This is a genomic window from Jiella endophytica (assembly GCF_004519335.1).
Taxonomy (GTDB): domain Bacteria; phylum Pseudomonadota; class Alphaproteobacteria; order Rhizobiales; family Rhizobiaceae; genus Jiella; species Jiella endophytica.
In genome coordinates, this window is record NZ_SOZD01000006.1 from 164851 (window position 1) to 177919 (window position 13069).

Sequence of the window (13069 nt, forward strand, 5' to 3'; positions counted from 1 at the left end):
CGAACAGGCGGACACCCTGCTCACGCGATTCGGCCGGCCACTGCAATCGGGCCCTTGGGCAGCGCCCTTGCCCGCCTGGCGGGCGGCATCCGCGACGAATCATCGGGAAAGCCTAGCCGCTCCGTGTCATGGGCGACAGCGCGGTGTTTCGCAAACAAGCCTTTCGAACCGCCACCCTCCGACCCATATGGCTTTGAGGACATCTATGCTGATAAGAGAGCCGCGACCCGTGGCCATAGTTCGGAATTGGAGGGCACTCCCATGAAATTCTTCGTCGATACCGCCGACGTCGCCGAAATCCGCGAGCTGGCGAATGCCAGCCTGCTCGATGGCGTCACCACCAACCCGTCGCTGATCAAGAAGGCCGACCGGCCGATGAAGGACATCATCGCCGAGATCTGCGACATCGTCGACGGCCCGGTCTCGGCCGAGGTGACGGCCACCGAGGCGAGCGAAATGGTCCGCGAGGGCAAGATCCTCGCCGCCATCGCCGACAATGTCTGCATCAAGCTGCCTTTGACCATGGACGGCCTCAAGGCCTGCAACGAGCTGACCGGCGAGGGCTTTCTCGTCAACGTCACGCTCTGCTTCTCGGCGGTGCAGGCGCTGCTCGCCGCCAAGGCCGGCGCGACGTTCATCTCGCCCTTCATCGGCCGCCTCGACGACATCAATCTCGACGGCATGGAACTGATCGCCGACATCCGCCGGATCTACGACAATTACGGCTTCGACACCGAGATCCTCGCCGCCTCGATCCGCACGATGAATCATGTGCGCGAGGCCGCCCTCATCGGCGCCGACGTCGCCACCGTGCCGCCGGCAACGCTGAGGGGTTTGGTCAAGCACCCGCTCACCGACAAGGGCCTCGAGACCTTCCTCGCCGACTGGAAGGCCACCGGCCAGACCATCGCCTGATCTTCAGCACCACCTGCTGACGTCAGGGGGCCGCGTTTAGCCGCGCGGCCCCTTTTTTCATTTTTGGACTGCCGTGTGTTGATTTTACGCGCGCCGTTCTGCTGTCCTGATCCTGAAGTGCTTTCTGCCGACGAAATGCAGGGTGAGCCTGGAATGTCGAGGGCGTGGTGCAGCTGCGCTTGCGCACGCTGTCCGCGTCCACGCATGAATCGCCGAGACTGCCGCCCGGTCCACCCCCCTCTGTCCTGCCGGACATCTCCCCCTCAAGGGGGGAGATCGATCTCGCGCCAGACGCCTCACTCTTTTCGATCCCACCGCAGTCCTGCATCGGGTGAGGCGGAAGTGTTCCGGCTTCGAATGAGAGAGCGGTAGCACCGAAGCTGCCGATCTCCCCCCTTGAGGGGGAGATGTCCGGCAGGACAGAGGGGGGTAACCGACGGCACGCCGCTCAAGTTGACACGCAGCGACATTCAGCCGACCGATCTGCCGCATGATCGACGGCGGCGGCTCCTGCCAACCGTTCAGCCAGCCATCTTCACCCCGTCGCGCCCTCACCAGCCGCCACCTCCTCCCGCGAGGGATCGCCCGCCTCCGGCCGCACGACGCGCTTCACCAGCCTCTCGAGGCTGAGCCCCTGCACCAGCACCGAGAAGATCACCACCGCATAGGTGGCGGTGACGATGAGGTCCCGCTGCGGGCCTTCGGGCAGCGACAGCGCCAGCGCCACAGAAATGCCGCCGCGCACCCCGCCCCAGGTTAGGACGGCGACGATGCCCCGCGAGAAGCGCTCGCGCAGCCGGACGATCTGGAACGGCAGATAGACCGCGAAGAAGCGTGCCAGGATCACCAGCGGGATCGCCAGGGCAGCGAGGGCCGCCGTCTGCCAGGTAAAGTCGACGACCAGGAGTTCGAGGCCGATCAGCATGAACAGGAGGGCGTTGAGGATATCGTCGATCAGCGTCCAGAAGCCGTGGAGATAGCGCTGGGTGAGATCGCTCATCGCATAGGCGACGCCGCGGTCGCCGATCAGCAGCCCTGCCACCACAACGGCGATCGGCCCCGAGAGACCGAGCTGGTGGGCGGCGGCATAGGTGCCCATGACGAGGGCCAGCGAGATCAGCACCTCCACCGGATAGTCGTCGATCTTCAGCATCATCCAGTAGGCGACCCAGCCGGTCACCGCGCCGAAGATCGCCCCGCCGAAGGCCTCGACGGCGAAATGCTGGACGGCCAGCGAGACCGTCAGATGCTCGCCCGAGGCGCCGGTGGCGAGGCCGACGAGGATGGTGAAGACGACGACGCCGACGCCGTCGTTGAACAGCGACTCGCCCGCCATGTCGATCTCGAGCCGTTTCGGCACGCCGCTGATCGTCTTCAGCGTCGCCAGCACGGCCACCGGGTCGGTGGGCGAGATCAGTGCGCCGAAGACCAGCGCCCAGGCGAAGTCCACCGGCGCGCCGACCGATGCTGCGAGGAAATAGAAGCCCGAGCCGCAGATCGCCGTCGAGATCAGAACGCCGAATGTCGCCATCAGCCCGACGGAGAGGCTGCGCGATTTCAGCGCCTCCCAGTCGACATGGAGCGCCCCGGCAAACAGCAGAAAGCCGAGCATTCCCTCCATCAGCGTCTCGTTGAAGTCGATGCCGGCGACGGTCTCGCGCAGCGCCGCCGGAAAATCGAGATCCGGAAAGGCTGCCAAAAGGCCCATCAGCGCCAGCGACGAAATCAGCGCGAGGATCAGGAGGCCGGCATTGCTCGGCAGGTCGAGATAGCGCTTGTTGAAATAGCCAAACAGCGCCGCGAGGACGAGAAGCAGGGCTGCCAGATCGAAAAGGGTCAGCATGGCGGGTCCGATCGTTCGCTCGTCGATCCGCGTCAGGGCAGCGACACGGCAAAAGGGGCGACGCTGCGCGCCGCCCCTTCAGGTGAACACCACGATTTCTTCGGAAATGCCAGCCATTGGCCGGCGTCCGCGTTCCGATCAGGCCTGGAAATGGCTTTCCAGGAAGTAGATCGACTTGTCGAGGCCACGGGCGACCTCGGTCAGGAGGTCCTCGGTCAGGTCGTCACCGGCCTCGCCGGCTTCCTCGAGGCCCTCCTGCGCCGCCTTGCTCCACTTGGCGTAGGAGTCGGCGAGGCGCTTCAGATGATCCTCGGACTTCACCAGCTCGAGCGGATAGGGGTCGAGGATGGTGTTCTCGACGGACGCCTGCACGGTCCCGTGGGCCTGGCCGCCGAGAGCCGTCAGCCGCTCGGCGATCTTGTCCACATAGTCCTCGACCACCTCGTGAAGGTCGTCGAACAGCTCATGGACGGCGATGAAGTTCATCCCCTTGACGTTCCAGTGGGCCTGCTTGGTCTGGTAGGTGATGTCGACGGCGGTGGCGAGATGGGTCTGCAGCAGTTCCACCATCGAGCCGCGGACATTCTCGGAAATCGGGTTCTTCGTCGGATGCAGCTTGGTCTTGCCGGTCTTGTTGGCCTTGGCCATGGAAAACTCCTTCTGTCACTTCACTACCGGCCGGGCCGCATGTCGTGGCCGGCCATGCAATTCCTGCCCGATAACCACTCCGGCGGGGCGAGGTTCCGCAACAGCGCGTCACCCGGACGGCCCGGTCGCACCGACAGGCAACTGGCAATGAGGATGGTTGCTCGGCGCAGTCCGCCGCCCCAGATGCCGTGGCCAGACAGAGCGAGGAGGAAGCCATGAAGACGCTGCTCATCACCGGCGCATCGAGCGGGATCGGCGCCGCCACGGCAAGGCGCGCGGTCGAGGCCGGCTATGCCGTCGGCCTCGCCGCCCGGTCGAAGGACAAGCTCGACGGCCTCGTCGCCGAACTCGGCGATGACAATGCCCAAGCGTTGAGCTGCGACGTCACCGACTATGCCTCGCAGCAGGCCGCAGTCGCGGCGGTCGTCGAGCGCTTCGGCCGCCTCGATGCGGTCTTTGCCAATGCCGGCATCGGCTCGAAGGGATCCGGCACGGCCGGCGGCGATCCGGAGGAATGGCGGCGGATGGTGCTGACCAACGTCCTCGGCGTCATGTACGCCGTCAAGGCGGCGCACGAAGCGATCATCGCCGCCAGGGGCCACATCCTGATCACCAGTTCCGGCGCCGGCCGCAAGGTGCTGCCGGGTTCGGTCTACGGCGCGACCAAATGGGCGATGTCGGGCTATGGCGCCAATCTGCGCGAGGAGATGCGGGAAAAGGGGGTCAAGGTCACGCTGATCGAACCGGGCATGGTCGAGACGCCGTTCTTCGACGAGCCGAAGCCCGGCGCGCTCGAGGCGGACGACATCGCCCGCGCCGTCATCTACGCGCTGTCGCAGCCGGACAACGTCCTCGCCGGCGAAATCTGGGTGGAGCCGCTGCAGCGCTGATCGGGCCCAGCCCTTCGAGACGACGAGACCTGGCGCTAGGCGGAAGCGGGCGCCCCGGTCTTCATGCGGGCCGGAACGCTCAGCCCATATGGTCCTTGATGCCCATATAGGCCTTGTCGCCCCAGACCGATTCCACCCGCGCATTGCGGCCGCAGCCGGTGCGGTAATAGCGGTATTTCAGCGGGTTCTTCTTGTAGTAGTCCTGGTGATAGCCCTCGGCCGGCCAGAAGGTCGGCGCCGTGGTCACCTCGGTGGCGACCTGGCCGAGATCCTTCTTCACCGCGGCTTCGGACGCCTTCGCCTGCTTCAGTTGCGCCTGCGAGGTCGCGTAGATGGCGGTGGTGTAGGCGTGCCCGCGATCGCAGAACTGGCCGCCGGCATCGGTCGGATCAACCGAATGCCAGAATACCTCGAGCAGCTTGTCGTAGCTGACCTTCGAGGGATCGAAGGTGACGCGGACCGCCTCGCGGAAGCCCTCGTGGTCGTAATAGGTTGGGTTCTGCGCCTTGCCGCCGATATAGCCGGAGGTGGTGTCGAGGACGCCGCCAAGATGGTCGAAGTCGCTCTCGACGCACCAGAAGCAGCCGCCGGCGAAGATCGCCGTCTCGGTCTTCTGGGCGCCGGCCGGCGCCGCAAATCCAACCAGGCTCAGGGACAGCGCAAGGGCGCCTGCGACTGTGAAGCTGCGTTTCATTCCGGTCTCCTTCATCGGTCCCGCCACCGGGCCAGTCGCCCCGCGGCATGAAAACGCCGGCATCCGCGGCGGGCCGGCGAGGTCTTCGAGGAAACTTCGCCGGCGCCGCCGCGATTGTTTCACATCCGCAGCATCAATTCGCCCGTGATCTCGACGGTCCCGGGGCGGCAAGCCGAAAAGGCCGCCGTCAGCCGCCGTCGGCGGCGAAGCCTGCCGCCTCGATGCCCGCGATCGCCGCGGCCTCGTCATTGTCCGAGGTGTCGCCGGTGATGCCGACGGCGCCGAGGATCGCGCCGCCCTCGCCCTTGATGAGCACGCCGCCCGGCACCGGCACCAGAACGCCCTTGGCGAGCGCGTTCATCGCCTGGATGAAATAGGCCTGCTCCTCCGCCCGCTTGTGGATCGCCCGCGAGCCCATGCCGAGAGAGATCGCGCCGTTCGCCTTGCCGATGGCGATGTCGGGCCGCATCCGCGATGCGCCGTCGGAGCGCTCGAGCGCGATCAGCGCACCGCCGGAATCGAGGACGGCGACGGTCAGCGGCTTGAAGCCCTTGGCGATGCCGGCCTTGAGGGCTTCGGCGATGATGATGCGGGCTTTTTCGAGCGTCAGCATGCGGGGCAATCTCCTTCTTGTGCGGGCCCGAAGATAGGCATCCCGGCGGCGCTGTCAGCCGGAAACGTCGCTGCAGTGCAGCGAAACACCGGCGGACGGCGCCTCAGCGGCCGACGAGAAGGATCTGCACCCGGCGATTTTCGGCGGCGTCCGGGTCGTAGGGGTTCTTCAGGTCCCGCTCGCCCCGGCCCGAAGTGACGAAGCGGCTGCGCGGCAGGCCGGAGGCCCTCACCAGCGCGTCGGCCAGCTGCTCGGACCGGCGCTGGGAGAGGTCGAGATTGTAGGCGTCGCTGCCGGCCGCGTCGGTGTGGCCGAGGAGCACGAAGCGCTTGTCGGCCAGGCGCGGATCGGTCAGCGCCGTCGCCAGTTCGTAGATCTTGCCGTATTCGGAGGAGAGCGGCTGGTCGTCGTTATAGGCGAACAACACCTCGATATCGATCGAAGGCAGCGGCCTCGAATTCTCGACGGCGATCGCCGCCCGGGCCTCCTCGGCCTTTTCCGGCGTCGCCGCGGTGGTGACGGCGACCGGTTCCGGCTCTTCCTCGATGACGCCGAGATTCTGCAGGTCGTCCAGCGAGAAGGATTTCGACGATTTCTTCGCGGCCCCGCCGCAATCGGCGCCGCCGCTGACGAGGCAGTCGCTGAGGCCGCCACCGGAGGGCTTGGCCGCGGGCGCCGGCTCGGCCGGAGAGCCGGCATCGCTCGGGGCGACCGAATCGAGGTCGAAACTGTCGAGCGACATGCCCTGTGCGAGCGCCGGACCCGACCAGAGGAGAAGCGCCACCGCCGCGGCACCCGCAAGGGCGGTTGAGCGACCGGGTCTGCCGCGAGCAGAATGTCTCGTCGTGGTCGCCGCGATCCTGGTCATCATCGTCTCCCTTCGTTTCTCACTGCAGCTTCTCGACCGAGCCGAAGGCGTAGCCGACGCCGCCCGGCAGCGTCGCGGCCGCGGCGCGGCGCTCGCTCGAAAGTTCGCCCCTGATGCCGCCGAGCCAGCCGACGAGATCCTGCTTCTGCGGCTCGACGACACAGCTCGAACAGAACAGCACCACCTTGTTGAGGCCGAGCGGATCGGCTTCCTCGAGATAGAGCTTGGCCTTGGTTTTCGGCGAGGATTCGTAGGCCGTCGCGCCGGAGGCGGTCTCCGACTTTTCGAAGATCCGCACCGGGATCGGCGTGACCTTGCCGGATGCGAAGGCAAAGAAGGACGGCGTGCACTGGCGCACGAGGGCGCGCAGGGACAGCCGGTCACCGGTGCGGCCGGTCGTCGGGCCGACGGAAAAGTCGAGGATCTGGCCCTCTTCCCGGCAGGAAGGCGCGACGGGCTCGGGCACGGCGATCGGCTCGGGCTGGGGCGCGTCCGGGAGCCCGGCGAGTTCACTGGAAGGCTCGTCCGGACCGGCGTCGGGTTCGACGGGCACTGGGACCGTCGGGATCGTCCCGTCGGCGCGCGGCGTCGGATCGGTGGAGACGCCGTTCTCCGCTCCGTCCGGATCCACCACCTCCGGCGGCGTTTCGGAAAGACCGAGGGCCGGGGTCCCTTCGCCATTGCTGGCGGTCGGCGTCGGATCCGGTGTGTCGACGGTATCCGGCTGTGGCTCGTTCACCGCCTCCGGCACCATGCGGCAGGCATCGAACTCGCCGGATTCGGCCGCCACCGAAAAGCGCTGGCGCGACAGGAGCCGGCCCTTCGACCTCAGCGAAGCCAGAATGTCGAGCGTGTCGGCCGGCTGGCTCGGCACGGTGAAGGCAAGGTCGAGGATTGCCGTTTCGTCCCCTTCCGCCGGTTCGCCGAGCAGGAGGTCCGGCAGGTTGCGGCCTGCCAGCCCCGAAGACACGTTCAGCTGGTCGGCGCCGTAATAGGCGTCCTGAAAGCGCTCGGCCGCCCGGTCGAGATAGGCGCAGCCGGGATCGGCGGAGGACTTCAGATAGACGCCGGGAAGGCTTTTCAGCCGCGGTGCCAGCGTGTCGAGCGCTGCGCGGTAGGCGCCTTCGAGGGTGAGATAGTCGCGCGGGCTGCGGCTGTCGGCCATCGGCTCCAGCGTATCCAGCGCCAGGTTGAAGGCGATCGAGCGGTTGCAGCCATAGGCGCCGTCGGCGCCGCGGGCAAAGACCGACATGTCGATCCTGGCGACACCGGGCTCCGGCCGGGTCGCCTTGAGGACGATCGGCAGGGTCGACGAGCCGAGCCGCGACAGCGCCGTGGCCAGCTGGTTCTGGTCCTGCGTGCCGAGGCCGGAAATCGGCGCCAGCGCGCCGGCATCGGCGGCAGCGCTGACATCGACGGCCACCCGCCGCGCTTCGCGCAGACCCCTGAGGACGAGGTCGTTGACCCGCTGCCGGTCGTTTTGGGTGAAATGCGGATCGCCGATCGGCAGGCCGTAGAAGGTCACGGTGAACGGCCGCGGTTCCTTCAGGCCGATGCAGTTGCGGGTGAGGACGTCGGCGACGGTGTCGCGCAGCCGTGCCTCGATGAGGTCGAGCGTGTCGTCGGCTCCGGCGGCGCGGGCGGCCTCCAGCGAAGACGCCGCCATCGCCCCGGCGAGGAGCAGCGCCATGACGGCTCTTAGCGCGCCACGGCGCTTGCGCGCGGCGAGCCGGGCTCGAGTGATGGTCTCCTTGAACGCGTTCACGCCTGTCATGCCTGCCCTTCCGTCGCTTTTTTCCGGCAGTGGAAACCCCAGAGCCATTCGTGTCGCCCCGGCCCGCGCCCGACCCGCGTCCAACCCGCATCCATGAGGCGCGCAGCGGCGCGCGCCGCCCGTGTCGCCGGGTTCATTTCTTCGCGCAGGGCAAGGCCGCACCGCCGAACCGCGCCGAACAGGCGATCTGGCCGATCAGCGCCTGGGCGTTCTTCGAGGCCCGGCCGTCCGAGCCGAGGGTAAAGCGCATGCGCACCGTCGCCGCCGCGTCGCCGTCGTCCAGAGCGAAATTGTAAAATCCCGAGCGCCGGTCGGCGGCGACACCCGAATAGACGAAGGCGCCGGCAAAGCTCTTGTCGTAGGTGACGTTGCGCCGGTCGAGCGCGTCGCGGCGGTCGCGCTCCTCCGTGAAGATCGCCGCCTCGCCGACATCCACCTCCACGTCGAGATCGCCGAAGCGCCAGATCCTGAGGCCCGCCTCCTCGATCAGCGGCGCGGCATTCGAGACCACGGCGGCGGAAAAGCGTGACGCGTCGACCCCGGCGAGCGAGGCAGAAACGGCCCCAGCCGGCGCCTCGGGCGCGCCGGGCGCTGCGGCGGGAAGCGGCACGCCGCGCTTGTCGGCGGCGATCGCGGCGCGCGCCGGCGCCGGCAGGTCGGCGATCTTCATCTCCTTCGGCAGCAGCCAGGAGACCATCGGTGTCAGCCTCAGAACGCTCTGGCTGGCGCGCTGGCCGTCATAGGCCGCCTGGTTCCAGCCACTGGCGGAAAAGCTGAAGCTGGTGAAGGGCTCGGTATAGGTGTCGCTGACGTCCTCGAGCCAGGCCATGCGGGCGAGCGAGACGGTGAAGTCGTCGGACGGGATCGACTGGGACGCGCCCGCTCCACAGAATGCCAGCGTCAGCGGCCGGTCGTCGATGTCGAAACCGTAGAAGACCTCGCCCTCCTTGGTCTTGCCGGACGGGGATTCGTGATAGTCCGCCTCAAGCGCCGTCACGTTCGAAAGATCCGTGCGGTAATGCAGCGCCAGAAGCTTCTCGCAGACATTCCGCGTGATCGTGCGCCGATCAAGGCCGAGGGTCGAGACGGGAATCGGCGGCAGCTCGCCACCGAAGGCGACGACGTCGGCGACCGTCTCGATCGCCATCACGTCGTCCGGCCCCATTGCGACGATCCGGTCGATCACCAGCGGATCGACATTGTAGTTCGCCAGAAACCGGACGAGGGTCGAGATGCCGAGGCGAAGCCCGTTCGCCTGGGTGTCGAGGCGCTCCGCCTCGGGCAGCGCGGCGATGGCCGCCGGCGAGATGTAGGGCGAATGAAAGCCGATCCGGCCTCCCGGCTCGACATAGCGGTCGACATAGGTGCCGACGCCGCCGGTGGCATGGAAGCTCGACCCGCCGAGCCATGTGAGGGCGCAGGCGGAAAGGCAGACATGACCCTCCTCGACGATCGCCGCGACGTTCTTCTCGCGCATCGTCTCGGCAATCGCGATGCCCTCGGTAAAGGCGCCGCCGGGGCTGTTGAGGCTCAGCATCGCGGCGGTGTTCTGAATGTCGCAGTCGTTGGTCCGGCAGAGCGTGTCGACGAGGGTGGCGAGCTTGGCGGCATCGCCCTTGCCGATAACGCCGGAGAGTTCGATCACCGGGTCCTGCCGGCTGGCGCTGAAGGCGTCTCGGACGAGGCGGAAGTCTGCCGCACCAGAAGGCAGAGTCGCGGCCAGCAGAGCCGTCGCCCCAGCGAAGAGGATCGCCGGCATGCTGCCGCAGCGTCGAAGGCCGTCCCGCATCGACCGGCATCTCCCTTTCCATCAGAAGCGAACCGGGCAGAAGGCCTCCGCCCCCTGCAGCCTCGCAATGGCAGCGTGATATAACGTTGCGGAAGATAGCAGCATCGCTGCGAAGTGAAAATGACGTTTCGCGGAGAGATGGCGGTGGGGCAGCGGACCCAGGCGCATGGCCGGACTGCAGTCCTTTCAAGTCAGGATACGCTCAGTTCCTGAGGGAGCCGGCTTGTCACGGCTCCGTCCTGGTGGCGCCTTTCCGCATGTCCTGGTGGAGCCAGACCATGCGGTCGCAGAACCACAGCTTGCCGCCCATCGCTAGGCTGAGACCGAGAAGCGTCGGCCAGATCGCCAGAACCGCAAGGCCGTAGATCAGCGGCAGGACACCGGCGGCGGAGACGCCGGTGAGGATCATCCCGACAAGCCGGTGGCCGGACGGGATCGGGGTTTTCCGCCGGGCGAGGAACAGCCGCTCGCCATAGGTCGCCCGCGCCGCCCAGCTGTCGGTTCGGGCGGGCGGCGGAAACAGCCGTGGGTTGAGATAGACGAAAGCCGCGACGGCCGCGGCCGGCAGCAGGCACCACCAGCCGAGCCAGACGCGGCTCCAGATCGCGGCTGCGAGCAGCGGCAGCGCTGCCACCCGACTCCAGACGCTGAGCGGATTGGCATGGCGTGCCCAAGCGGCATCGTCCATGCGCATGGCGCGTTCGGCAAGGGCGAAGACGTCCATCGCCCTCGCCCTTCGCCGACCCCGCGAGCCGCGCTCAGCTCTCCTCGGCGAGGCCCTCGAAGAGGGCGGTCGAGAGGTAGCGCTCGGCAAAGGAGGGGATGATGATGACGATGTTCTTGCCCGCCATCTCCTCGCGCTGGCCGACCTTCACCGCTGCCAGCACCGCCGCTCCTGAGGAGATCCCAACCGGGATGCCCTCGAGCCGCGCCACCATGCGGGCATATTCGAAGGTCTCCTCGTTGGAAACCTGGACGATCTCGTCGTAAATTTCGCGGTCGAGGATCGCTGGCGCGAAGCCCGCCCCGATGCCCTGAATCTTGTGCGGTCCGGGATTGCCGCCGGACAGCACCGGCGAGGCCTCGGGCTCGACCGCGACGACCTTCAGGTCCGGATTGCGCGACTTCAGCACCTGGCCGGCACCGGTGATCGTCCCGCCGGTCCCGATGCCGGCGACCAGCACGTCGACCTTGCCGCCGGTGTCGTTCCAGATCTCCTCGGCCGTGGTGCGGCGGTGGATCTCCGGGTTGGCCGGGTTCTCGAACTGCTGCGGCACCACCGCGTCGGGGATCTCCTGGACGAGTTCCTCGGCCTTGGCGATGGCGCCCTTCATGCCCTTGGCGCCCTCGGTGAGGACGAGATCGGCGCCGAGGAGGCGCAGCATCTTGCGCCGCTCCATCGACATCGTCTCCGGCATCGTCAGGATCAGCTTGTAGCCCTTGGCCGCCGCGGCAAAGGCGAGGCCGATGCCGGTATTACCCGAAGTCGGCTCGACCAGCGTCGTCTTGCCGGGCTCGATCTTGCCGTCGGCCTCCAGCCTCTCGATCATCGCGACGCCGATGCGGTCCTTGACGCTGGCGATCGGATTGAAGAATTCGAGCTTGGCGAGGAGATTGGCCTTCACGCCATACTGCTTGGCCACCTTGTTCAGGCGCACCAGCGGCGTATCGCCGATCGTGTCGGTGATGGAATCGTAGATCCGGCCTCGTCCCTTGGTGCGGGGAAGACCGTCGGTGACCGGCTTGTCCATGATTTCCTCCGTTGTTCGACCGGCCCTGTGCCGGCAGAGATATTGCCGCGACGCCGCCATTGGCAGGCGCCGGAGCGAGATTGGCGATCCGTCCCTGACGGAGCTTCGCCCGGCCCGGCGCGACGTGGGCGCAAGCAAGCGCCATGCGGCGAAGCGTCGCTTCGAGCCAACATAGGACGGCGACAGGGCTTCTTGGAGGCCGGTTTTTCCCAAAGCGCCACCGGCCCGGGAACAGCTTTCCACCGATCCGCCGCGATCCGGCAGAGCATTCTTCCGGATTTGAATCAATTTTTGCCGCCAAAACACAGCCAATCTTCAAGGAGAGGCAGGCATCCTTTGCTGATTGCCAAGAAAATCACAGCTCTATCGGCAGCTTAGGACAAGATCATGCAACAATCATCGGAACGAACTAAAACCGTTTGCGGTGAGTTCATCCTCCTTGCGGTGGTGGTGATCCTCGCGGCGACCGCCCTCGCCCTCTGGTTCTTCAAGTCCTACGGGCAGGCAGTGTTGATGCCGGCGGTCGGCTTCACGCTTTGCGTGACCGCGGCGAGCGTCCTTCCCTATCTCGCCTATCTCGCATTCCGCGTCTCGTCGCTCTATGCCGACAATGACGGGCTGATGCGGGCGGCGATGACCGACCGGCTGACCGGCGTCCTTAACCGGCAGGGCTTCGACCGGAAATTCCGCAGCCATCTGCGCGATCTCTCCGGCCAGGTCGACAAGGGCCTGATGCTGCTCATCGTCGATGCCGACCACTTCAAGCGGATCAACGACCGGCTCGGCCACCCGGTCGGCGACGTCGCCCTGAAGCGCATCGCCGCGACGCTGAAGAAGCTGGTGCGCCAGAGCGATGCGGTCGGCCGGCTGGGCGGCGAGGAATTCGTGCTGTCGCTGCCCTGCGGCACGGCCGAGCAGGGCGAAATGGTCGCCGAGCGCCTCCGCATGGCGATCAACCGCATCTATGTTGGCTCGGGCACCAACGGCACCCAGCTTTCGGTCTCGATCGGCGGCGTTTTCCTGCGCAACCCGCAGCCTTTCGAGAGGCTCTACGAAGCCGCCGACGCCAATCTCTACAAGGCCAAGGAAGGCGGCCGCAATCGCTGCACCATCACCAGCGTCTCCGCTCAGGGCCGCAGCCGGCTGCGCGGGCTCGACGGCGAGCCGGCCGCGCGGCTGGCAGGCTGATCGTAGAAAATCCTGCAGGGTCAGTGGCTTCAGGTGAGATCCAGACCAGTCGCCTGCGGTCTACGAACTCTCGCAAGCAAGATTGGAAGGCCGCCC

12 protein-coding genes are annotated in these 13069 nt (G+C 67.0%); 3 read left to right on the forward strand and 9 right to left on the reverse strand.

Translation table 11 applies throughout. From position 1 onward, the window contains the following. Positions 1-261 precede the first annotated feature (261 nt). Entirely contained in the window at positions 262-915 is a 654-nt protein-coding gene (gene fsa, locus E3C22_RS19100) for a fructose-6-phosphate aldolase (protein ID WP_134763472.1), read from the forward strand. Between the two features lie 535 nt (positions 916-1450). Here the strand turns inward: fsa and E3C22_RS19110 are convergent. Beyond that, a complete protein-coding gene (locus tag E3C22_RS19110; RefSeq protein WP_134763473.1) occupies positions 1451-2758 on the reverse strand; it encodes a cation:proton antiporter in 1308 nt (435 codons plus the stop codon). Between the two features lie 138 nt (positions 2759-2896). Further along, positions 2897-3406, reverse strand: a complete 510-nt coding sequence (gene dps, locus E3C22_RS19115) for a DNA starvation/stationary phase protection protein Dps (protein WP_134763474.1) — start codon at positions 3404-3406, stop codon at positions 2897-2899. 215 nt (positions 3407-3621) lie between these two features. Between dps and E3C22_RS19120 the strand changes: the two genes are divergently transcribed. Further along, complete coding sequence (locus tag E3C22_RS19120) at positions 3622-4296, forward strand: SDR family oxidoreductase (protein ID WP_134763475.1); 675 nt, start codon at positions 3622-3624, stop codon at positions 4294-4296. 79 nt (positions 4297-4375) lie between these two features. On the opposite strand, the gene msrA is transcribed toward E3C22_RS19120, so the two are convergent. From msrA to cysK, 7 genes are all read right to left on the reverse strand, one after another. Continuing rightward, a complete protein-coding gene (msrA, locus tag E3C22_RS19125; protein WP_134763476.1) occupies positions 4376-4990 on the reverse strand; it encodes a peptide-methionine (S)-S-oxide reductase MsrA in 615 nt (204 codons plus the stop codon). 187 nt (positions 4991-5177) lie between these two features. Next, positions 5178-5603: a GlcG/HbpS family heme-binding protein gene (locus tag E3C22_RS19130; protein ID WP_134763477.1), complete on the reverse strand. Its 426-nt coding sequence runs from the start codon at positions 5601-5603 to the stop codon at positions 5178-5180. Positions 5604-5706: 103 nt separating this feature from the next. Then, positions 5707-6474, reverse strand: a complete 768-nt coding sequence (locus E3C22_RS24570; protein ID WP_167591828.1) for an OmpA family protein — start codon at positions 6472-6474, stop codon at positions 5707-5709. Between the two features lie 16 nt (positions 6475-6490). Next, positions 6491-8245 carry a hypothetical protein gene (locus E3C22_RS24575; RefSeq protein ID WP_167591829.1) on the reverse strand — a complete coding sequence of 585 codons (1755 nt, stop codon included), beginning with the start codon at positions 8243-8245 and terminating at the stop codon, positions 6491-6493. Between the two features lie 133 nt (positions 8246-8378). Then, positions 8379-10034, reverse strand: a complete 1656-nt coding sequence (locus E3C22_RS19140) for a hypothetical protein (protein WP_134763478.1) — start codon at positions 10032-10034, stop codon at positions 8379-8381. Positions 10035-10260: 226 nt separating this feature from the next. Further along, complete coding sequence (locus E3C22_RS19145; RefSeq protein ID WP_134763479.1) at positions 10261-10758, reverse strand: DUF6653 family protein; 498 nt, start codon at positions 10756-10758, stop codon at positions 10261-10263. A gap of 34 nt (positions 10759-10792) precedes the next feature. Then, the gene (cysK, locus tag E3C22_RS19150) at positions 10793-11785 is read right to left on the reverse strand and encodes a cysteine synthase A (RefSeq protein ID WP_134763480.1); all 993 of its coding nucleotides are present in this window, start codon (positions 11783-11785) and stop codon (positions 10793-10795) included. 387 nt (positions 11786-12172) lie between these two features. Between cysK and E3C22_RS19155 the strand changes: the two genes are divergently transcribed. Then, positions 12173-12973 carry a GGDEF domain-containing protein gene (locus E3C22_RS19155; protein ID WP_134763481.1) on the forward strand — a complete coding sequence of 267 codons (801 nt, stop codon included), beginning with the start codon at positions 12173-12175 and terminating at the stop codon, positions 12971-12973. The last annotated feature ends 96 nt before the right edge of the window (positions 12974-13069 follow it).

Bases quoted from the DNA above. Each gene is read 5' to 3' on its own strand.
- fsa (WP_134763472.1), top strand. From the start codon at position 262: ATGAAATTCTTCGTCGATACCGCCGACGTCGCCGAAATCCGCGAGCTG.
- E3C22_RS19110 (WP_134763473.1), bottom strand. From the start codon at position 2,758: ATGCTGACCCTTTTCGATCTGGCAGCCCTGCTTCTCGTCCTCGCGGCG.
- dps (WP_134763474.1), bottom strand. From the start codon at position 3,406: ATGGCCAAGGCCAACAAGACCGGCAAGACCAAGCTGCATCCGACGAAG.
- E3C22_RS19120 (WP_134763475.1), top strand. From the start codon at position 3,622: ATGAAGACGCTGCTCATCACCGGCGCATCGAGCGGGATCGGCGCCGCC.
- msrA (WP_134763476.1), bottom strand. From the start codon at position 4,990: ATGAAACGCAGCTTCACAGTCGCAGGCGCCCTTGCGCTGTCCCTGAGC.
- E3C22_RS19130 (WP_134763477.1), bottom strand. From the start codon at position 5,603: ATGCTGACGCTCGAAAAAGCCCGCATCATCATCGCCGAAGCCCTCAAG.
- E3C22_RS24570 (WP_167591828.1), bottom strand. From the start codon at position 6,474: ATGATGACCAGGATCGCGGCGACCACGACGAGACATTCTGCTCGCGGC.
- E3C22_RS24575 (WP_167591829.1), bottom strand. From the start codon at position 8,245: ATGACAGGCGTGAACGCGTTCAAGGAGACCATCACTCGAGCCCGGCTC.
- E3C22_RS19140 (WP_134763478.1), bottom strand. From the start codon at position 10,034: ATGCGGGACGGCCTTCGACGCTGCGGCAGCATGCCGGCGATCCTCTTC.
- E3C22_RS19145 (WP_134763479.1), bottom strand. From the start codon at position 10,758: ATGGACGTCTTCGCCCTTGCCGAACGCGCCATGCGCATGGACGATGCC.
- cysK (WP_134763480.1), bottom strand. From the start codon at position 11,785: ATGGACAAGCCGGTCACCGACGGTCTTCCCCGCACCAAGGGACGAGGC.
- E3C22_RS19155 (WP_134763481.1), top strand. From the start codon at position 12,173: ATGCAACAATCATCGGAACGAACTAAAACCGTTTGCGGTGAGTTCATC.